The following is a 21,375-nucleotide window of genomic DNA, read 5'->3' as shown; positions in this document are numbered from 1 at the left end:
GTGGGTGCTGACCTGCTACAGGACGGTGACCATTATGGCGGAATGGGACCCGTCGCCCGGTGGGACACCGAAACCGCGGTACAGCCGCTCTTTCTGGTGAAGGGGGACACGAACACCAACCAGCACCCGGACGCCGCCGCGTCGGTCGCGGCAGCTCACGGGCCGGCTACCTTGGTCGGGATGAATGTCACCGGGCGTCTTCGCGTGCTGTGGGATGATCTCGACACACAGGCTGAGCAGACCGGACTCGCCGCCTTCGTCCGCGACATCACCGCCGGCTACCACCTGTACTGCACCACCACCTACCGGTCGGACACCCCGATGTACACCTCCCACGACTCCGTCGCAGCCAGCGTCATGCTCGACCCGGCAGTGGTTTGGTCCGTCACCGACTTGACCGGCCACGTCCACCGCGGCGATGACGGTCGGGCAAGCCTGTGGGGACACCCAGCGGGGCGGCCTCGACCCATGGGTTTATCACCGACCTGTACTACCCGACGATCCGACAGCGCATCGCAGCGACATGCGGCGATTCTGTACCCAGATGAACCTGCCGGGCACGAAAAAAACTTCGACGCTCATACGCAGCCGCTTGGACCGATCGTGAGAGTTGAAGGCGCGGTGGGGTTCACTGATCAAGCTCAATCGAAGTGCCTCGCTCTTGCTAGGCGTGAATCGATCATGGGGAAGTGCTTGGTCTCGCTGCTCCGTTTGCCGCGGGCTATGTCGTTTGCATGACTGACTGCGCAAGTCTGCGACTGGTGAAATACTGACGGCAATTTTCTACTTTCAGGGGGAACGAGTGTCGGACATGGTCGCCGAAAAGTCTGTGCGAGGATGACTTACGGGCCTGGTCAGGGGCCGTTGTGCCCATTTTCGCGTACTCAGGAGATGCCACGGTGACCCCACCCTCGGACCCGTTCGCTTCCGATCCCTTCGCCGCCCGGTCGCTGTCGTACCCAGGCGGGTTACCGGCCCAGCCTTCAAGCGCACCGAGTGCGGGTGGCACGGGTCCCGGCGCATCCGGTGGTGGGCGAGGTCTGACGGTGGCGACCCCGCCTATCTGGCTCCTTGCGGTAGCGGGTGCGGTCGCCGCACTTGGTGTTGTAATCGGTGTTTTGGCGGGCGGTTCTGGTCCGCTAGCCATTGCGGGTTGGGCTTTGGCCGGTCCCGGTGCGATCGGGGTGTTATCGGCGTTCACCTTGCTGGACACGAAACGTCGGGCTGCCCCTGTGTATATGCAGCCGACGTGGATCACCGCGGTGACGAACTCTCCGTCATTGCTGCCGTTGTCCTGGGAGGAACCAGCCTCTTCGGTGGATACGGCCGGGTCATAGGCTCGGCGATCGGTGCAGTCTTCATCGGGCTCATCAACAACGGGCTGATCCTCGCCGGACTGGACGTGAGTCAGCAGGTCATCATCCAAGGCGTCATCATCATCATCGCCGTCGCCCTTGCGAAGAAGAAGTGAACCAACCACCCGCAGCACTTCGAAAGACGGACAATCGTGGCAGTTCATCAGGGATCCACCCCTATGCCGGCTCGTCGTTCCTGCCCGGTCAGCAGTCGCGAACATCATTGAACACCAGCAGAACGCCCAGGATGAGGTGATGATCAATGGACGCGGACGAATTGATCGAGTTGACAGCGCTTTCCATTACACGACCCCCACAAGGCGCGAGTGCCGAAACCATCGCCGCATGGCACGAAGCGCAATCACGCCAATACGAGTACAACTCGGTACGAGCCGGATCGAACGGAGCCCGAGACAGTGCCCGTGCGGCCCGCGCCCACCAGCGTTCCCTCCAGGTGCTCCGCGACTCGGCGCGGGCGCGCTCCGCTGAGTCGCCGTCATGACATCGCATAACCGGAACCGTCACCGTTAGGCGGTCCGGGTCCTGTAGCGCACGGCCAAACCCGGCGCGACCGCGGACTTACCAAGCTGCAGAATGCTTGCCACGGTTTGGAGTGCTTGAAGGTCGCGGGTCTGCGGGATCGCCGGTGTCAGTGCCGCCAGGAAAGCAGTGAGTGTGCCCGACGACACGGACACCGGTCTTCTATCGGGCGCGGCGTGTCCGCTCGGCCCGGGTCGCATCGACGAGCACAACGGGCGGCTCGTCGAGGACGACTCCGTAGTCTCGCAGTGCCCCTTCAGGCGTGACCTTGCCGTCGAGTACGTCGGCCAGCACGAGCTGCGGCTCTCGGCTGAGTGGGTCACCGTAGCCGCCGCCGCCCGCCGTCACCTGTCGGTGCCGGTCACCTGCACCGACAGCGCGGTGCGGTTTGGACGGAAGCAGTTCCTCGTCGGTGGCACCGAGATTGAGAATGTTCGCTGACGATGCACCGTTGAGGCCGCCGTTGAGGCCGTAGGGCTGCGAGGTGCGGCGGTCGGACCGAATCTGGATGGTGGTGTTGTCGTAGAGCAGCGTCATGTCTCGGAAGGTCGACAGTCCGCCTCGGAATTGCCCGGCGCCGCCGGTGTCGGGGAGGTAGCCGTATCCGTCGATACGAAGGTGTCCTGACTGCTCGAGCTCTTCGATCGGTGTGTTGGCCAGGTTGGCTCCGAGTGGGCTGATTGCGTCGTTGCCGTCGCCGGTGGGGGTTGCGCCCCAGGAGCCGCAGAGGATGTCCCAGAGTACGACCGAAGCTCCATTCGGCTCGGTGACGCCGACGGCGATCGAGTTCGGTCCACCGTCTCCGGCCGCCGGGACTCGGTCGGGGAATGCAGCGGCGAGTGCTCCGAGGACGGTGTCGATGATGCGGTAGGCGACCAGTCCGCGGGCACCGCGCGCCGCGGGGCGTCGTCCACTGAGAATCGATGCTTCCGGGATGATGAAGGTGAACGGGCGGTAGAAGCCGCTGTTAGCGGGGATGTCCGATCCCAGCGCGCCCTGCAAGGCTGCGTAGGACGCCGAGCGGGTGAAGGAGGCGGTGGCGTTAAGGGCAGAGGACACCTGCGGTGAGGACCCCGTGAAGTCGAACGTGATGTTGCTTCTGTCGATTGTGATCTTGACCTTGAACGGAATCGGCCCGGATCCGAGGCCGTCGTCGTCGATCGCGTCCTCGAAGGCGTATTCGCCGTCTGGTGCGCCGTCGAGCGCAGTGCGGACCAGGAGTTCGGAGTAGTCGAGTAGTTCGTCGACGAGATGATCGAACTCTTCGATTCCATATCGGGTGACCAGATCGCGGATGCCCTTGCTGCCGGCATGGCAGGCGGCCAGTTGGGATTCGAGGTCGCCGCGAAGCATTTCAGGCTCTCGCACATTACGCAGGATGAGGTCGTAGAAGGTCTGGTTGGTCACCGCCGCGTCGACGAGACGGGACGGAGGGATTTGGATGCCTTCGCCGAAGATATTGGTCGATTGGACGGCCATGGAGCCGGCAGCCCATCCGCCGACGTCAGCGTGGTTGACGACTGTAACGGTGAACCCGATCAGCTGTCCGGTAGTGGCGTCGGTGAATATGGGGGCGATCGCGAAGATATCGGGCAGGTGCATACCCCCGCGGTCGGGATCGTTGAGAAGGTAGATGTCGCCGTCTCGGAAATCGTCGCCGAATTCGTCGAATACCGCGTCCATGGCGTCGGGGATGGATCCGAGATGCACGGGACACGTGTTGGCCTGAGCGATGATTCGTCCGCGAGCGTCGCAGAGTGCTGCAGAGAAGTCCATGCTGGACGCGACGATCTGCGAGTGTGCGGTGCGAAGGATCGTGATGGCCATTTCGTCGGCGAGGCCGGACACAGCGTTACGGAAGACCTCGAAGGTGGCTGCGTCGCGGATCGTGGGGCTCATTTGGTTTCCTCGTCGTGGGTCGATGTCCAGGTGATGATGATGTTGTGGAATTTGTCCAGGTGCGCTGTGGCTCCGGGCGGAACGAGGACCGTCGAGTCCATGTCTTCGATGACCAGGGGGCCGAGGCGACGTTCAGCTGACAGGTGGAAGCGTGAGATGACGGGAGTGTCGACGTCTTCGCTGAAGCGGCACACACGGGAGGATTCCTCAAACGTGGGAACGCTGTCTGAGGCGAGGGCCTGAGCGATGGTGATCGGGTTTGGAACGAATCCGCGGACGCGGACATTGACGATCTCGATCATCTCGTCGCTGCCGGCGCGCCCGTAGGTCTTGTGATGTTCGGCGTGGAAGCGGCTGTACGCCTCGCGGACAAGGTTTTCGTCGACTATTCCGTCGGGGAGGGGAATCCGCAGATCGAAGCGCTGTCCGTGGTAACGCATGTCGAGAATGCGCTCGATCTGAACAGAGTCGGCGTCGGCGGTGGAGGTGGTGAGCTTGCTCGTCACCTGCTCGACGAGATCGTCGAATGCCCGGCCCAGCTCGTTGGGCTGGGCGTGTTCGGCGCGGAACGGGGCAACGAGCTGGTACTCGGTGTCTGCGACCAACAGGCCGAGGCTGCTGAACAGGCCGGTGTGAATGGGCACGATGACGGTGCCGATGCCGAGTTCACGTGCAAGGGATGCGCCGTAGAGCGGGCCGGCGCCGCCGAAGGCGACCATGACCGAATCTCTTGGGTCACGTCCACGTTCGCTGGTGACGGCCTTGACGGCCTTCGTCATGCTCGAGATCGCCACCTCGTAGGCGCCGCGCGCGGCGGCGCGGGGTTCGCGGCCCATCGGGTGTGCGATGCTTTGCAAAACCTTGTCTGCGAGTTCGGGCTGAATGTGTACACGGCCACCGGCGATCGCTTCGGGGTTGAGGTATCCGAGAACGACATTCGCGTCGGTGAGGGTGGGCTGGTTGCCGCCCTGGCCGTAACAGGCCGGCCCGGGACGGGATCCGGCGCTCTCCGGGCCGACATGGAGGGCGCCAGCGTTGTCGATCGATACGATACTGCCGCCGCCGGCTCCGACTTCGGCGATGTCGATCGACGGGACTCGGACCGCGTAACCGGCACCCTTGCCCATGCCGCGGCTGATGTTCATCCCGCCGCCGACCTCGTAGTCGTTGGCGACGAACGGCTGGCCGTTTTCGATCAGTGATGCCTTGGCAGTGGTCCCGCCCATGTCGAAGGCGACGACGTTGTCGAGTTCGAGCAGTTGCGCGAGCTTCTGTACAGCGATGACGCCAGCCGCCGGACCTGACTCGATGATCTGGACGGGGCGCTCGACCACCGAGGTTGCGTCGAGGAGGCCGCCCGAGGACTGCATGATCGAGAACGGGGCAACCATGCCCTGCTCGCGCAGGTTGTGGCCGAGTTCGGTCACATAGTCGTGCACGACCGGGCCGACGTACGAGTTGACGACGGCGGTGCTGCTGCGTTCGAACTCCTGCATCTCCGGTGAGATGTCGACAGATGCGGTGACGTAGACGCCGGGGAGCAGGTCGCGGAGTTGGTCGGCGACGGTGCGTTCCTGTTCGGGGACGACGTACGAATTGAGTAGGCAGATCGCGACTGCTTCGATTCCGTCGGTGCGGAGTTGGTCGGCCAGTGCGGCGACCTCCTGCGGGTCCACCGGCCGTTCGATGTGTCCGTCGGCGAAGATGCGCTGGTCGAGTTCGTATCGGTGCCGTCGTCGCGCCAGGGGAGTCGGCTTCTTCCAGGAGAGGTCATAGAGCAACGGCCGGCGTAGTCGACCGATCTCGAGGACGTCGCGGAAGCCTTTGGTGGTCACCAGTGCGGTGCGCGAGCCGCGCATCTCCAGAATGGCGTTGGTGGCGACGGTCGTGGCGTGCAGCACCGCAGCTACCTGGGTCGTCTGCACGCTGGCTTCTGCCAGCGCGGCGGTTGCGCCTGTGATGACCCCGGTGCCGAAGTCGGGGGGAGTGGAGAGCACCTTCATCGGCACGATGCGAGCGTCGGGGCCGAGAGCCAGGACATCGGTGAATGTGCCGCCGATGTCGGCGGCTACCAACCATTGCCCATCTGAGATCGGTGTTTGAGGGGTGCTGTTCGAAGCCATGTCTCTCCTGGGGCGGATCGGTTTCTGGTGAATGGGCAGCAGGCGCGTGACCGAGCGCTAACAGTTGTGTGCTGCGTCACCCCAACTATAGGGGCGCCATAAGATATTTTCAAACGCTCTCTGAGATATTTATGAAACTCCGGCGCGTCTGCCGGGGGCCGTGCGGCATCCCACGTCGCGATTGGTGGCGGGCGATCTGGATGAATCGGCACGGGTGTGCGCGGCGGCAGGCCTTTCGAGACGCCCGGATTTGGTTTGGCCTCCGAGAGACCTGCCGACGCGCACTACGTCCGATTCATTGAGCGAAAGGCGTTCCCTCGAAACGTATCTCGATCACGAGCGCGGTCGAGGCGAGGCGGCCGCGGGGTCGCCTTGGGGTCGGCACCGCGGCCCGTCGGCGTGACTCAGTGACGTGCGGCATGGATTCGCGCGTCGGCGACCCGGTTGGCAGATACGCCCGTCGAGACACCGTCGATGGCGGCGACCTCGAGAATTTCGTGGACCGTGTCGAAGATCTTCTCGACACGGGGGGTGACGTCGGCCGCGGACTTGTGCGCGAGTTCGCCTGCCATCTGGATCAGGCCCCCTGCATTGGCCACGAAGTCCGGCACCCAGGTGATGCCCTGCTCGGCCATGGACTGTTCCACGGATGGGTCGGCCAGTTGGTTGTTGGCGGCACCGCAGACGATGGTTGCCGACAGGTCGCGAACGCTCTGATGGCTCAGGGTCGCGCCGAGGGCGCAGGGTGCGTAGATGTCGAGCGGTGAGGCGATCACGCCGGTCGCCGGCAGGAGGTCCGGGAAATTCTGAGTGGCGCGGTTGAGTGCCTCGGCATTGATGTCACAGGCGACGACGGACGCGCCGGCTTCGGTCAGGAGGCGGATGAGGTGATAGCCCACCTTTCCGGTCCCCTCCACTCCGACGCGCCGCCCTGCAAGGTCGGGGGAACCCCAGGTGGATGCGGCGGCGGCACGCATCGAGTGGAAGACGCCGAGTGCGGTCAGTGGTGCACTGTCGCCCGATCCGCCGGCCGCTATGGTGCGGCCGGTCACGTGGTCGGTGTACTTGCCGATGACGTCCATGTCATCCGCGGTGGTCCCGACATCGCCGGCGGTGATGTAGCGGCCACCAAGGGTTTCGACGAAGCGGCCGTATGCCGCGAGAAGAGCCTCGGATTTGAGCATGCGGGGGTCGCCGATGATGACGGCCTTGCCGCCGCCGAGTCGCAGGCCGGCAGCGGCGGCCTTGTAGGTCATGCCCTTCGACAGTCGGAGTGCGTCGGTCAGGGCCGCCCGCTCGTCGACGAAGGGGTAGAAGCGGGTGCCGCCGAGGGCCGGGCCGAGAACGGTGGAGTGGATCGCGATGATCGCCTTCAAGCCGGATTCTGCATCCTGGCAAAAGACGACCTGCTCGTGCGGTGAGTCAACGAAGTCGAGGCGATCGAAGACGAAGGTGTCGTCGACGTCACCGAGGCTATCGGAGCTGGTCAAAGTCATGTTCGTGACCTATCTGGGGGGCGGCGGCGGATGAGTCCGTCGCCATCGGATTTGTGGACCGGAGTTGTTTTGGCGGGGGTGTGCCAAGCGGGACGTCAGTCGCCGCACCATCCTGGGATACTTAAGAATGGTTGTAAATATCTTAACTCGGAGTTACTGTCGTCACAAGGCTGCGAGTTGGTGTCTCGTAGCGACTTCCCGCGCGGCAGGCCACAGTCGATCGCCTGCGCTGCGCCTTCCGACGTGATCGAAATTTCGAAGGAGTTCTCATGCTGGAACGACTACCTGCGCTCGCCTTGTCCGAGCGCGCCCAGGTCCGCCGGCGCGCCGGCCAGGCGATGGTCCCGATGCGCGGGGTCCCGATGTTGCCGATGCCCCCGCACGTTGTCGATGTTGTGTCGCGGGCAGCGCCGGACGTCTTCCCGCGTGACAGCCGGGGGTCGATCACCCTCAAGACCGCGATCGCCGAGCACCTGCAGGAAAAGTTCGACCTGGTTGTGAATCCGGAGCGGGAACTGCTGGTCACGCACGGCGCTCAGCATGGGCTCAGCGTCGCGTTGCGGGCACTGCTTGTTCCTGGTGACGAGATCCTGATTCCTGCACCGTCATACTTTTTCGACGGCACCGTCCGACTGGCCGGTGCCGTGCCGCGGTACGTTCCGTCCGCGGAATCGGACGGCTGGCGGTTGCCGCTCGACCAACTGGAAGCTGCAATATCGCCTCGGGTCCGGGCGATCCTGCTGTGCAATCCCAACAACCCGACTGGGACCGTGCCCACGCGGGAAGAGTTGACCGTCGTGCTCGAACTCGCCCGCCGACACAACTTGTATGTGTTCGCCGACGAGTCCTACGAACGGTACGTGCACGAGGGGCCCGGATACGTGCCACAGATGTCGCTGGCGGACGGTTACGACCGACTCGTCACCTTGACCAGCCTCAGCAAGAACTATGCGTTCACGAGTTGGCGCGTCGGCTACATCCACGCGAAAGCGGACCTGATCGACATAATCCACGCCGCATTGGAGTGGGATGCGATCAACATCGGTGACATCCCGCAGCTGGCCGCCGCGGCGGCGATCAGCGGCCCCCAAGAGTGGCTCGACCGCGAATTCTGCACCTTCCGAGCGCGCCGGGACCTCCTTCTCGAAGGTGTCGCGGCGGCCGGCCTCACGGTGGCCACACCGCAGGCGGGAATCTTTGCGTTCGTGAACTTTTCGCCTGTTGGAGTCGTCGGGATCGATCTCGAGGAAAGGTTGCTCGACGTTGGCATCACTGCGCTCAGTGGCGACCGCTTCTTCGGTCCTGGGTCGTGTGCGCGTGTGCTGTACGGGGGAACCGAGCCCAGTCTGGCGCAGCTCGGGCGACAGTTGAAAGTGCTCGCGCACGGCACGAGCGCGTAGAGGACGAACCAGAAGGCCGCCATTCGCCGGGGCGGTGCGAATGGCGGCCTTCTCGGCGCCGTGCTCGGGGAGGTCGGGTGTTCCCGCTGCGACCGCGTTATCGCGCCACGCGGGCGTTGTCGGTGGCCGCCGGGATGGCCGGAACCCGGATCTCCGCCGAGGTCACCTCCGGACTGGTGGTGAGAGCCTGCAGGATTTCTCGCCGCGCGGACTGGGTCCGCACCTTCATTGCTGCTCGTGCTGCCTCGGGGTCTCTGTTGATGATGGCATCGACCACCGCTCGGCGCTCTTCGGTCCGGAAAGGGGGCATTTCCGGTTCGAGCATGACTGCGAGCCTGCCGATACGTTCGATCTCGTCGAAGACATCGATGATGCTCGCGGCCAGTCTGTCGTTGCCGCACCCGTTGGCGATGATGCCCTCGAACTCGTAGTTTGCCCGTAGTCGCTCGTCGAGATGGGGGCCGCCGAGTTGTCCGTAGCCATCGTCGACGCACAATTCGACCAATCGGTCTCGGATCTCCTCGGACAGGCCCTTGGCGGCGGTCAGCGCCGCAGCCTCGCTCTGGAGGATCGTGCGCATGTCACACAGGTCGGCGACATCGCTGAGGGTGATCGACGACACGACATATCCGGCCCGCCGGACCGGGGCGACCAAACCGTCGCGGTGCAGCCTCGCCAAGGCCTCTCGCACCGGCGTCTTGCTCAGTCCCCACACGTCTGCGACCTGCTGCTCGGTGAACTGCTCGCCAGGCTTGCGCTTGAGTTCGATGATTTCTCGCTTGAGGCGGTGATACGCCTGCTCCATCAGGTTCGATCCGTCGTGAGCGGATTGGATCAAAGCTGGCTCGAACTTCATAGCGTCTCCTCCGCTGCACTGTCAGATACCAATACCTATCTTAAGGGCAACGTACCTCTAGGATAAATATCCTACGAAGCTATTGAAAAGATCTTAAGAACGCTCTACTGTCGTGATACAGGCCACAGTAAGTAGCGACCCGAGTCCGCGCAGATGCAACTGCAGCGCCTCGGTCAGCACCGCCGGGCCGTATCCGAAAACCGGGGTTGGTCAAACCCTCTGCAGTCCCCGTGCCGGGCGCTGCGGCTGCGAGATAATGTTCGCAGCGGGACATGGCCAGCCATACTCCCAACGAAAGGCCCCAGTCATGATCAATGACGGTGCTGTCGTCACACTCGATGACGAATCCGAACGCCGCATGTGGCGCAAGGTCGGCTTCCGTATCCTTCCGCTGGTCGGTGTCGCGTACATCGTCAGCTACATCGACCGGGCCAACCTCGGGTACATCGCCAAGCCAATGGGCGCGGACCTGAGCATGACCTCGGCCCAGATCGGGCTGGCGGCGGGACTGTTCTTCATCGGATACATCCTGGTCGAAGTCCCCAGCAACATGATGCTGCACCGCTTCGGCGCGCGACTGTGGATCAGCCGCATCATCGTCACGTGGGGAATCGTCACCGTGCTGACAGGGGCGGTGCACACCGCCGGCCAGCTGTACCTCGCCCGCATCTTGCTCGGATTCGCCGAGGCGGGCCTGGCCGCCGGAATCCTGCTGTATCTGACGTTCTGGTTCCCCAAGAAGCAGCGGACATGGGCTATGTCGACGTTCTTCCTCATGATTCCGCTGTCCGGGATCATCGGCGCTCCGGTTGCGGCGGCGCTGCTGAAATGGGGGCAGAGCATCTTGGGTCTCGAAGGCTGGCGTTCACTGTTCGTCGTCGAAGGCGCAGTCACCGTCCTCGTCGGCATCGTGATCCTGCTCTTCCTCCCGGACCGGCCCTCGAAGGCCAAGTGGCTCAACGCTGCCGAGAAGTCGCACATCGAGGGCACCCTCGCACACGAGACCGAACAAAGCGTCGGCCACGGCGCGCTCACCCACATGCGACAGGCGCTGCTCGACAAGAAGGTCTGGGCGCTCGGGTTCTCCTTCTTCGCTATCGTCTTCGGGCTCTATCCCATCGCCTTCTTCCTGCCGACGATGATCTCCAACCTGACCGAAACCATCGGATCCGCCGGGAACGTGTCCAGCGTCTTGCTTGCCGCCATTCCGTCGGTTGCTGCCATGGTGGCGATGGTGCTGTGGGCGCGGGTCGCCGCGAAGAAGTCGATCGTCTTCGCCACCACCGTGCCGATGGCGTTCGGCGCCGTCGGTCTGGTCGCCGCAACCTTCACCCAGAACGGGGTGCTGTTCATCATCGCCGTCTGCGTCAGCGTGTCGGGCATCTACACCGCGATCCCGCAGTTCTGGCGCCTGCCGGCGCTGAGCATGACCGGTGCCGCAGCGGCCGCCGGTATCGGTCTGATCAACTCGATGAGTAACCTCAGTGGCTTCATCGGGCCCTACATGACCGGTGCTATCGAGACGGCCACCGGCAGTTACACCTACGCACTGCTGACCATCGCGGTCATCATGATTCTGGGCATCGTGGTGCTGCTCACCGCAGGGCGCCGTGCAGAACGAATCGGCAGCGAGGACAGTGATACCTCCTTTTCCCACGGCGTGACCGAGAGCCCACTGCTTTCGGAGAACAAGTGACCTCCAGCCGGAACGTTGGACTGATCGTGGGCGATGTTCAACGTGGAATCATCGCCCACTTCGGTTTCGCGCGCCAAGTGCTACCCACGCTGGAACGCGTTATCCCCGCCGCCCGCGCCCACAACGTCGACGTGATCTTCTTGCGGGCGGGATTCCGCGGAAACGGGGCAGACGTAAGTCCTCGAAACGCCCTGTTCCAGAACCTGTTCGACATGGGAGAGATATTCGACGCCGACTCGCCCAGCACCGCGATCGAACCGGGCCTCGGACCGGAAGAGGGCGATACCGTCATCCTGAAGAGGCGTACGAGTGGGTTCTTCGGAACTGAACTCGACCTCATTCTCCGCAGCAAGAACATCGACGACATCGTCATCTGCGGTGTGGCCACCGGCGCCATGGTCGCAGCCACCGTCTTCGCCGCATCCGACCTCGACTACCGTATTACCGTCCTACGGGACGGATGCGCCGACGGTGACCAATCCGTCCATGATCTGTTGATGGACAAACTCTTTCCCTCCCGCGGCGTGCAGGTACTAGACGCCAAAGAGTGGATCGACACCCTCTGAAGCACGAAAGAAAACGAAGACGCGGCAGGACACGATCCGAACACGTGCCGCAGACACTCCACGTTCGATATGAATGCGTCCGCCGCGATCCGGCTTCAGGCGCAAGAATGGCGACGACAACATGACTCAGTCCATCGAAACCCACCCGAGGCCGTACGACCTCTCCGACCGCTATCGATCCGGCACCGGGCCGGTCCTGCTGACCGGTGTGCAGGCCATCGCCCGCGTCCTGGTCGAACAGCACGTGCGTGATACCCGCGCAGGAAAGCGGATAGGGACGTTCGTTTCCGGCTATCAGGGCAGCCCACTCGGCGGCGTCGACAGAATGCTCAACGACATGCCTGACGTCCTCTCCGCGCACGACATCGTGTTCGTCCCGGGTCTCAACGAGGAACTTGCCGCGACCTCGGTCTGGGGCAGCCAAACCGACCTGCCTGCCGGTGAAGCGACCCACGACGGGGTGATCGGAGTGTGGTACGGCAAAGGCCCCGGGGTGGATCGAGCCACCGACACAATCCGGCACGCCAATATCTACGGCGCCAACGCGAACGGCGGAATGGTTCTGCTGGTCGGTGACGACCCGGCATCGAAGTCCTCGACCGTGCCGGCGGTCAGCGAACGATCCCTGGCCGCACTGAACGTCCCAGTGCTGTTTCCCCGCAATGCCCACGAGATCATCACCATGGGCATGCACGCTGTTGCGCTCTCCCGAGCCTCGGGGTGTGTGGTGGCCCTCAAGATCGTGGCGGACGTCGCCGACGGAGCATGGACGGTCGACGGCAGCGTCGCTGACTTCGACATTGTGATCCCCGAGGTGCAGTTCGAGGGCCGTCCCTTCCAGTACAAGCAGCGGCCGATGGATGTGGCGCCGGACCGCATCATCCCGGCCGAAGCCGACCTCGTCGGCCCCCGATGGGCAATCGTGCAGGCCTATGCCGCCGCAAATCGCCTCAACGTCATCGAGGTCGCCCCCGCCGACGGACAGGTCGGGATCGCTGCAACGGGCACCACGTTCGATTCGGTGCGGCAGGCACTGCTCGACCTCGGTGTCGACGACGAGGCCCTACACCAGGCGGGCATCCGCCTGCTGCGAATCGGAATGCCATTCCCGGTCGGCGCCGGCACCGTGCGTGAGTTTGCCGCCGGCCTCAAGAAGGTCATTGTCGTCGAGGACAAGACCGCGTTCATCGAGACCCAGGTCCGGGACATCCTCTACGGGACCACCGATGCCCCGGTCATTGTCGGCAAGAAGGATGCCACTGGGCGCCTGTTGATGCCGGCCAGCGGCGAACTGACCGCCGGCCGCATCCTCGCCCCGCTGCGGCGTGCGCTGCGCGGGCACGTGGAGATGAAGCGGACCTTGCCCGCGCCGCTTTCTCTCACTCCGCTGAGCGAGAGGCGGTCCGCGTACTTCTGCAGCGGATGCCCCCACAACCGATCCACGGCGATTCCGGACGGTTCGATCGGAGGCGGCGGAATCGGCTGCCACATCCTGGTCACGATGTCCGGCCGCGAGGACAGCGCCGTCACCGGGCTGACCCAGATGGGCGGTGAGGGCAGCCAGTGGATCGGCCAGGCACCCTTCACCTCGGTGCCGCACGTATTCCAGAACATCGGTGACGGAACCTTCTTCCACTCCGGGCAACTCGCCCTGCAGGCCTGCGTCGCCGCCGGGGTGAACATCACCTACAAACTGCTCTACAACGATGTGGTGGCGATGACCGGCGCCCAGGACGCCGAGGGCGCCCTAACCGTCGCTCAGTTGACGCACAAACTCACCGTCGAAGGGGTCAAGCAGATCATCGTCTGCGCCGACGAACCCGAACGGCACCGCAAGCGGGATCTCGCCAAGGGCACCAAGTTGTGGCACCGCGACCGCCTCGACGAGGCGCAGAAGGTGCTGCGCGAGATCGAAGGCGTCACAGTGCTGATCTACGACCAGCACTGCGCCGCCGACGCCCGCCGCCAACGCAAACGAGGCACACTCCCGACCCGCAACACCCGGGTGATCATCAACGAGGCGGTGTGCGAAGGGTGCGGCGACTGCGGTGTGAAGTCGAACTGCCTGTCCGTGCAACCGGTCGATACCGAGTTCGGCCGCAAGACCCGGATCGACCAGACTTCCTGCAACACGGACTACACCTGCCTGGATGGAGACTGCCCGTCATTCGTGACCGTCGACCTGGTTCCGGGGAAGCAGGCGTCGACGAGCGAGCGCCCCATGCCGCCGGAGGTACCGGCACCGCTGGCCACCCCGATAGCCGGGACACAGAACGTGTTCCTCGCCGGAATCGGCGGCACCGGCATCGTCACGGTCAATCAGGTCCTGGCCACCGCAGCCTTGCGGGCCGGCCTCGAGGTGGAAAGCCTCGACCAGATCGGACTCAGCCAGAAGGCCGGACCCGTCGTCTCACATCTGCGGTTCAGTGCGCAGGCGCTGGAGCCGTCCAACCGGCTCACCCCGGGAACGGCGGACTGCATCATCGCGTTCGACCTGTTGACCGCAACGGACAACAAGAACCTGGTCTACGGCAGTGTGGAGTCAACCATCGCGGTGGCCTCGACCAGCGAGACGCCGACCGGTGACATGGTCTACGACAAGTCGGTGCCATATCCGGCAACGGAGAGTCTGCTCGACAGGCTCGCGAGCGTTAGCCGGGGATTGGAGTCGTTCGACGCTCTCGCCGCCGCCGAGCATCTCTTCGGCAATACTGCAGCGGCGAACTTCCTCCTCGTCGGGGCCGCGTACCAAAGCGGTGGTTTGCGACTTCCCGCCGACGCGATCGAGGAGGCGATCGGCATCAACGGTGTCGCGGTCGCCGCCAACATCGCAGCGTTCCGCTGGGGCCGCGTCGCGGTGTCGGACACCGCCGCCTTCCGGGCCGCGACGACACCGGCCGACCGTCCGCGCCCTCGGGTGGTGCCCGACCACCTCTTCTCCGGAACAACCTTCAGCCGGGACGTACGGAAGCTGGTCGAACTCCGGGCGGCAGAACTGATCGAGTTCCAGAGCACCACGGTCGCACGCCGCTACATCGACCGAGTGGAGCACGTGTGGAAGGCAGAACGGACCGTTACCGACTGCACCGACTTCAGCCAGGCGGTAGCCCGCGGCCTGTTCAAATTCACCGCCTACAAGGACGAATACGAAGTTGCCCGCATGCTCGTAGACCCGAACTTCCTCGCCGACGTCCGGGCGCAGATCCCGACGGGAGAGAACCTCACCTACACACTGCACCCCCCGATCCTTCGGGCCATGGGACGTAAGAAGAAAATCGGCCTCGGCCCCAAAGCCCACGTCGCGCTCAAGGTTCTCGCCAAGGGGAAGAGGCTGCGCGGGACCAAGCTCGACCCCTTCGGGTACGCCCACGTCCGCAAGGTCGAACGGGCACTACTCGCCGAATACACCGACATCGTGACAGCCCTCGCCGACACCCTGACGGCGGACAACTATTCGCACGCGACCGAAGTGGCCGGCTTGCCGGACATCGTTCGCGGATACGAAGGTGTCAAGCTCGCGAACATCGAGCTATACCGTCAACGACTGAGCGACCTCGGGATCACCGCTTCCCGGGAATCACACAGCGAGAACAACCGTGACGCTGTCAGCTGATCGGCTCCACCGATCGACTCCAGTACCTCACCCGGTGGCGGGGGAACATCCCCCCGCCACCGGCGGTGGAGAGTCACGCCTGGACATGTTGTCGATCGAATGCGAGGACACCACTGTGATGGTGCCCCGGGTGACGACGCTGTTCTTTCGGCTGGGAGTCGAACTGAGCGATTTGTCGACGTGGAGATCGGTGCGAGAAGAGGCCAGGCAAGGCATCGTCGTCACCATCCGGATCCCCAGCCACCTCTCTCCAGAGATGCTCGTCAAACGCCTGAATAGGCTGATCGGGGTCATCAAGATCAGGCGCGCGGATCCCATCCTCGACGTCCCGCACTGCAGTGCGTTTGTTGAGGTGGGGGCAACCGGGCATTTCGTCGAGGGCGTCGCGCTGCTCGGATTCGAGTTCCGGGCGGCAGTCCTCGACTACGCCCGCAACTTCATCGTTCTCCGATTCTCGGGAATTCCGGACCATCTCGGATCGGTCCTGGAGCGGCTCACCGTGCTGGGTGCCAAGAGGCTGCCTGGCGACATCCGGGTGGCGACCGGACAAGTGACATCTGCGGTCCAGCTCGGCCGCATACCAAACCCCACCTGATCGGAGCGAGACTCATGTGAATCGAGAAGATCATCGACCGGGTGCGGGCGAACCTGCCACACGACCTGAACCGCACGTCCACCCGGAAACCGGCCAAAGGGTACAGGTCACGTCCGACACCGACGTCCACCCTCGACCTCACGCCTTCAGAAATTCTGGAGGCCAGCGATATCCTAGTGGTGTGTCTCGGATTTAGCTGATCTTTTCCAGTGCGACGCGGCCGCGCGCGACCTTGGCGAGGATGGATTCGGCGGTCGCGGTCCATTCGTACGGTCGGGGGTTTTCGTTGTGGGCGTCGAGGTATTCCTCGATCGAGGCGATGAGGTGCGGTACGGAGTGAAAGACCCCGCGCCGCAGAGCTTTATCGGTCAGCTCGCGGAACCAACGTTCGACGAGATTGAGCCACGAGGAGGAGGTGGGAGTGAAGTGCAGGTGGAACCGGGGATGCTTGTCGAGCCAGGTCCGGACCTTCTCGTGTTTGTGGGTGGCGTAGTTGTCCAGGATCAGGTGGATTTCCAAGTCCTTGGGCACCTCGCGGTCGATGGTGCGCAGAAATCTCAGGAACTCCTGATGGCGGTGGCGGGGCAGGCACTGGCCGATCACGGTGCCGGTGAGGACGTCGAGTGCGGCGAACAAGGTGGTGGTGCCGTGGCGCTTGTAGTCGTGGGTCATCGTCTCGCCGCGGCCCTTGATCATCGGGAGCGAGGCCTGGGTCCGGTCGAGGGCCTGCACCGACGACTTCTCGTCCGCGCACAACACGATCGCCCGCTCGGGCGGGTTCAGATACAGACCGACGACGTCGACAAGCTTGTCCTCGAAGCGCGGATCGTTCGACAGTTTGAACGTCTCGACCCGGTGCGGCTTGAGTCCGCGAGCGGACCACACGCGCTGAACGGTGTCCTTGGAGACCCCGACCACCTCGGCCATCGTCCGGCAACTCCAATGAGTCTCGCCTTTCGGGCGGTAGTTCTGCGTCAGGTCCACGATCTCCTCGATCTTCTCCTGCGGGATCGAGGGCTTGCGGCCACGACCCTTGCGCACCTCACCCAGCCGCGCCATGCCGTCCTCGGCGAACCGCGCCCGCCAGTTCGCCACCGACCCCGGCGATACCGACAACGCCTGGGCGATGGCCGTGTTGGCCACGCCCTCGGACGCCATCAGCAGTGCCTTGGCCCGCACCACCTCCCGGTGTGCACCCGTCTGCGACCGCGCCAACGACTCGAGCAGAACGCGCTGCCCATCGGAAATCTGCAAAGCGGGTACCGGATTTCTCATGGACGGATTCTATCGAATTTATCGACAATTATTTGCGAGACACACCACTAGAACCCCATATCAGTCCCCGGCGAAGCATCAGCCTGCGCCAGCTCGTCGGAAATCAACACTCAGCGTGGTCGCGGCGGGCACCCCCGTCGCCGCCGAACGCGGAAATCTCGGCAAACATGTCCGACTTCGTTCCCGACAAGACGCAACGCGACATCCCACGGATCAAATCGGACCTGGACGCGGCCGGTTTCGACGATGCAGAGGAAATCGCGCGCGGCGGCTTCGGTGTCGTCTACCGATGCCGTCAGCAGCACCTCGATCGGACTGTGGCGGTCAAGGTGCTCACCACCGATCTCGATCAAGCGAACTGTGACCGCTTCCTCCGCGAACAACGCATCATGGGACGCCTGACAGGGCACCCCAACATCGTCAACGTCCTCGAAGCCGGTGTCACTGATGCGGGCCGACCGTACATCGTCATGCCGTACCTGCCACAGAGTTCACTCGAGTCCCACATCCGGCGTGACGGTCCACTGCCGTGGACCGCAGTCGTTCGCCTCGGCATCAGCATGGCCTCGGCTCTGGAGACGGCGCATCAATGCGGCATCCTTCACCGCGACGTCAAACCCGGGAACATCCTCTTCACTGACTACGGCGGGCAGCAACTCACCGACTTCGGAATCGCACACTTCACGGGTGGGTTCGAAACGGGCGCTGGCATCCTGACCGGGTCACCGGCCTTCACCGCTCCGGAGATTCTGCTGGGTAAGCCGGCCTCGGTTGCCGCAGACATCTACAGCCTGGGTGCGACGTTGTTCTGCGCGTTGACGGGGCACGCCCCCTTCGAACGCCACAGCGGTGAGAAGGTGATCGCTCAGTTCGTCCGAATTACCAGCGACCCGATCCCACGGCTGGCCGGGCTGGGCATCCCCGACGACGTGCGTGCGGCAGTGGAAGGATCGATGTCCGCGGATCCCGCCGATCGGCCGACTACGGCAGCCGACTTCGGTGTCACACTCCAACACACCCAGCTCCAACATGGATACCCCATGGACGAGATGGCCTTGCATACTGCGCACCCCGAGCGCGACGCGCACATCGCGGCCGCAGAGGACGTGATCGCAGTCAGCGCTCCACGCACCCAGCCTCGACCCACCGCTGCGGCACCGTCACCATCCGACGCCGAGCTCACACCCCATTCAGTCGGTCAGGCTCCAGGGAACCTCTCAGTAGAGCTCACCAGCTTCGTCGGTCGCCGCCACGAACTCGCGGCGGCTCGCAAGCTTCTCACCAGCTCCCGCCTTCTGACGTTGACCGGTATCGGCGGTGTCGGAAAATCGCGCCTCGCGCGTCGCATCGCAACGGACGTTCGTCGTGTGTTCGACGACGCAGTCTGGCTCGTCGAACTCGGCGATCTACACGACCCAGACTTACTCGGCGAGATCGTCGCCACATCACTACGCCTGCGCACAGACACCGGACAACCAGTCGAGCACATCCTGATTCAGCACCTCGCTCCACGCCGCCTACTTCTCGTGCTCGACAATTGTGAGCAGATCATCGCCGCTGCCGCGAACCTCACCGAGACATTGCTCCGAGCATGCCCGGACCTGCGGGTTCTCGCCACCAGCCGCGAGTCGATCGGCATCCAGGGCGAAGTCGCGCTGCGGGTTCCGCCACTGGGGATCCCGGAACCAGACAAGGAGCCGTCCCTACGCGGCCTTCCCCAATACGATGCGGTGCAACTCTTTGCAGACAGAGCGACCGCCGCGGTGCCCACCTTCGAGGTCAACGATGACAACCGCGTCACCGTCACCAAAATCTGTCAACGCCTCGACGGGCTCCCACTGCCCATCGAACTCGCCGCAGTCCGGTTGCGCGCCATGTCTGCCGAGCAGATCCTCGCGAGGTTGACCGACCGATACCAACTTCTGACCTCAGGCGGCCGGAACGCCCCCACCCGCCAGCAAACTCTCCGGCTCTGCATCGACTGGAGTTACGACCTGTGCACACCACAGGAACGAATAATGTGGAGCCGATTGTCCGTATTTGCAGGCAGTTTCGAACTTGACGCGGCAGAGGCGATCTGCGGGTGCGATATCAACGCGCCGCTGCCGCTGGACCTGGTGTCGTCATTGGTCGACAAGTCCATCCTCATCCGAGAAGAAGCGGGGATGGTCGTGCGTTATCGGCTACTCGACACTCTTCGCGAATACGGTCGAGGCAAACTCCATGCCCGGGCAGAGCTGGAAGAACTCCGCCGCCGGCACCGCCACTGGTACTCGCAACTAGCAGCACAAGCGGAAACCGAATGGCTCAGCTCCCGCCAGGCAACGTGGGTCGCGCGATTGGACCGTGAACAAACCAACCTGCGGGACATGCTTGAACACTGTCTTTCCGAGGCCGAGGACCCAGCAGGTGTCGAGGTCGACCATCTCAGCGGCCTACGGACCGCAACTGCGTTGTCGGTGTTCTGGCTTGCACGCGGACAATTCAGTGAGGGCGAACGCTGGCTCACTCGCCTGCTTGCTCAGCCGGCAGCGGGACCCTCACCTGAGCGGGCAGCCGCGTTGTACTCCGCGTGCATGTTCGCCGCCGCGCAAGGCCGGATGCCTGCAGCGCAGGATCGGTTCGACGAACTGAACTTTCTTGCCGACGAACTCGACAGCACCGCCTTGCGGACCCTGTCCACGCACGCTGCCGGATACCTTGCGCTCTACGGCGGCCGGCCCGCCGACGCGATCGGAAGCTTCGAAGACGCTGTGATCGGATTCGAACAGGAAGGGAACCTGCTCAGAGAAGTCGGCAGCCTCTTCGGGCTCGCGCTGGCGTGCGGGCTGACCGGTGACGAATCCCACGCCGTCCGCTGCCACGAACGGATTATCGCGATAACCGAACCATTGGGTGAGTCGATCTACCGGTCGTATTCGCGGTGGGCGTGTGGGCTGGCGCTGTGGTTGCAGGGTGACTCGGAGCGGGCTGTACAACTGCTTCAGCAAGGTCTGCGGTTGACGCGCCTCGTCGACGATCCCCGCGGGTCTGCTTGGTGCCTGCAAACACTGGCGTGGATTTCCGCGGAGCGGCGCGATGCCAGGCGCGCGGCGGTGCTCTTGGGTGCGGCGGAGACGCTGTGGCAAGCGATGGGCAGCCCCACAATGCAGTTTCCGAATCTCGTTCGCTACCAGAAAGAATGCGAGCGACGCATCCGGGAAATGCTAGGCGCCAGGGGATTCGAAACTGAGTCAGCGCGGGGCCGCTCACTCAAGTCCGATGAAGCCATTGCCTTTGCCCTCGACGAGAAGAGCGAGCGAACCACACAGGACAATGATCCGGGTGTGAGCTTGACGCGCCGTGAGTGGCAGGTGGCTCGGTTGGTTGCCGAGGGAATGACGAACAGGGCTATTGCCGACAGGTTGGTGATCTCACCCCGGACCGCGCAGGGGCACGTCGAGCACGTTTTGGTCAAACTCGGCTTCACCTCACGAACGCAAATCGCGGCCTGGATCGTCGAGCGTGGGCAGACCCCGCACCCGTAACCATGCACGAAATCTATCTCCTACATGCCCTTTGCTATGGCAGGGCTGGTGTTGCAAGAGAACAGCTACGCACGTCTCGCTCAAAACACGAGGTGAGCACGTATTTGCTCTGGCGTGTTCTATGCGACCTGGGTGTCGGAGCTGCGCGCAGCACGTCGGCGGGGATTCCTGACGGATCCGCGGCGGCCGTAGCGTCGCTGATGGACCGGCTCGGCGTAACCCGGCCATCTCAAATCTGGTGTTGTGTCGGTGATGGTGGCGACAACCACCTTCCGGGCTAGGTCTGTTTGGCGGCGGCCAACAAGCAGCCCGCGGGGGCGGAGTGACGGCGGCACGCTCCCCGCTGCCGGCTTCGGCCGCGGGGAGCGAATAATGCAATTTTTGGGGCCCTACTGACTCATTCGTGGGTGATTCCTGCCGGGTAGTTGTGGTGG

Annotated in this window: 13 protein-coding genes; 8 read left to right on the top strand and 5 right to left on the bottom strand. The window is 63.9% G+C overall.

Annotated features, from left to right (window positions below):
- Both P3H15_RS38470 and P3H15_RS38465 read left to right on the top strand, forming a co-directional pair.
- On the top strand, positions 1–738 hold the full coding sequence (locus tag P3H15_RS38470) for a nucleoside hydrolase (RefSeq protein ID WP_276142058.1): 738 nt from the start codon (positions 1–3) through the stop codon (positions 736–738).
- A 511-nt stretch (positions 739–1,249) separates the two neighbouring features.
- Positions 1,250–1,471, top strand: coding sequence for a hypothetical protein (locus tag P3H15_RS38465; RefSeq protein WP_276142057.1), 222 nt, complete (start codon positions 1,250–1,252; stop codon positions 1,469–1,471).
- Positions 1,472–2,057: 586 nt separating this feature from the next.
- On the opposite strand, the gene P3H15_RS38460 is transcribed toward P3H15_RS38465, so the two are convergent.
- From P3H15_RS38460 to P3H15_RS38450, 3 genes are all read right to left on the bottom strand, one after another.
- The gene (locus P3H15_RS38460; protein ID WP_276142056.1) at positions 2,058–3,794 is read right to left on the bottom strand and encodes a hydantoinase B/oxoprolinase family protein; all 1,737 of its coding nucleotides are present in this window, start codon (positions 3,792–3,794) and stop codon (positions 2,058–2,060) included.
- Complete coding sequence (locus tag P3H15_RS38455) at positions 3,791–5,917, bottom strand: hydantoinase/oxoprolinase family protein (protein WP_276142055.1); 2,127 nt, start codon at positions 5,915–5,917, stop codon at positions 3,791–3,793. The genes P3H15_RS38460 and P3H15_RS38455 overlap by 4 nt, the downstream gene beginning before the upstream one ends.
- 404 nt (positions 5,918–6,321) lie before the next feature.
- Complete coding sequence (locus P3H15_RS38450) at positions 6,322–7,413, bottom strand: Glu/Leu/Phe/Val dehydrogenase (protein ID WP_276142054.1); 1,092 nt, start codon at positions 7,411–7,413, stop codon at positions 6,322–6,324.
- 269 nt (positions 7,414–7,682) lie between these two features.
- Here P3H15_RS38450 and P3H15_RS38445 point away from each other — a divergent pair, with 269 nt between their 5' ends.
- Positions 7,683–8,813 (top strand): pyridoxal phosphate-dependent aminotransferase, encoded by a 1,131-nt coding sequence (locus P3H15_RS38445; protein WP_276142053.1) that lies wholly within the window; start codon positions 7,683–7,685, stop codon positions 8,811–8,813.
- A 97-nt stretch (positions 8,814–8,910) separates the two neighbouring features.
- Here the strand turns inward: P3H15_RS38445 and P3H15_RS38440 are convergent, their stop codons facing one another.
- Entirely contained in the window at positions 8,911–9,669 is a 759-nt protein-coding gene (locus tag P3H15_RS38440; protein ID WP_276142052.1) for a GntR family transcriptional regulator, read from the bottom strand.
- A gap of 307 nt (positions 9,670–9,976) precedes the next feature.
- Here P3H15_RS38440 and P3H15_RS38435 point away from each other — a divergent pair, with 307 nt between their 5' ends.
- The 4 genes from P3H15_RS38435 to P3H15_RS38420 all read left to right on the top strand — a co-directional run bounded on the left by P3H15_RS38435 (position 9,977) and on the right by P3H15_RS38420 (position 16,139).
- Positions 9,977–11,365: an MFS transporter gene (locus P3H15_RS38435; protein ID WP_276142051.1), complete on the top strand. Its 1,389-nt coding sequence runs from the start codon at positions 9,977–9,979 to the stop codon at positions 11,363–11,365.
- Positions 11,366–11,391: 26 nt separating this feature from the next.
- On the top strand, positions 11,392–11,931 hold the full coding sequence (locus tag P3H15_RS38430; protein WP_276142050.1) for a cysteine hydrolase family protein: 540 nt from the start codon (positions 11,392–11,394) through the stop codon (positions 11,929–11,931).
- A gap of 121 nt (positions 11,932–12,052) precedes the next feature.
- Positions 12,053–15,544 carry an indolepyruvate ferredoxin oxidoreductase family protein gene (locus P3H15_RS38425; RefSeq protein WP_276142049.1) on the top strand — a complete coding sequence of 1,164 codons (3,492 nt, stop codon included), beginning with the start codon at positions 12,053–12,055 and terminating at the stop codon, positions 15,542–15,544.
- Positions 15,545–15,629: 85 nt separating this feature from the next.
- A complete protein-coding gene (locus tag P3H15_RS38420; RefSeq protein WP_276142048.1) occupies positions 15,630–16,139 on the top strand; it encodes a hypothetical protein in 510 nt (169 codons plus the stop codon).
- 192 nt (positions 16,140–16,331) lie between these two features.
- Here P3H15_RS38420 and P3H15_RS38415 read toward each other — a convergent pair whose 3' ends face one another.
- Positions 16,332–17,414: an IS630-like element ISRjo2 family transposase gene (locus tag P3H15_RS38415; RefSeq protein ID WP_276142047.1), complete on the bottom strand. Its 1,083-nt coding sequence runs from the start codon at positions 17,412–17,414 to the stop codon at positions 16,332–16,334.
- A gap of 167 nt (positions 17,415–17,581) precedes the next feature.
- On the opposite strand from P3H15_RS38415, the gene P3H15_RS38410 reads away from it, so the two are divergent.
- The gene (locus P3H15_RS38410) at positions 17,582–20,941 is read left to right on the top strand and encodes a protein kinase (protein ID WP_276142046.1); all 3,360 of its coding nucleotides are present in this window, start codon (positions 17,582–17,584) and stop codon (positions 20,939–20,941) included.
- Positions 20,942–21,375 lie beyond the last annotated feature (434 nt).

This window comes from Rhodococcus sp. T2V (assembly GCF_029269925.1).
Lineage (GTDB): Bacteria > Actinomycetota > Actinomycetes > Mycobacteriales > Mycobacteriaceae > Rhodococcus_F > Rhodococcus_F koreensis.
Note: the sequence above shows the minus strand (reverse complement) of the source record. Positions and strands in the feature narration are given on the sequence as shown.